Origin of the sequence: Anaerococcus sp. HMSC068A02, from assembly GCF_001811125.1 — a bacterium.
In the GTDB taxonomy this organism is placed as follows: Bacteria; Bacillota; Clostridia; order Tissierellales; family Peptoniphilaceae; genus Anaerococcus; species Anaerococcus vaginalis_C.
The window spans coordinates 1-392 of record NZ_KV803753.1 but is presented as its reverse complement, the minus strand read 5'-3'; the positions used below and the strand labels follow the sequence as shown (position 1 = coordinate 392).

General features: G+C 30.6%; 1 protein-coding gene. It reads left to right on the top strand.

Translation table 11 applies throughout. The annotated features are described in order from the left end of the window. Positions 1-373, top strand: a 373-nt coding sequence (locus tag HMPREF2782_RS04485) for a transposase (RefSeq protein ID WP_186821656.1), incomplete at its 5' end; no start/stop codon positions are given. Between the last annotated feature and the right edge of the window lie 19 nt (positions 374-392).

Sequence of the window (392 nt, the reverse complement as noted above, 5' to 3'; positions counted from 1 at the left end):
TAAAAGCAAGGTAAAAGTAATAATCAGACATATCTGGCAAGAATACATAGACTATTGTGAGAGATATAGACTAACAAAAGCAGGAAAAGCTGAATACAAGCAAAGAAAAGAAACAATAGAAAGACAGTTCGCAAGTGCAAAAGAATACCATAGCTTTAGATATACTAACATGATAGGAAAAGCAAAAATGAGTATGAAAGCAGCACTTACTTTTGCGTGCCTAAATATGAAAAAACTAGCAAAATTACTAGATAGATTAGACGGAGATGATGATGATTTTCCTCTATTTACTAAGATACTTGCTATATTATTTAAAAAATCAATATATTTTAGAATAGAGATAAAAAAAGCGTCAATAAACCTGATTTATTAGTGGGTTTGTCGACGCTCTG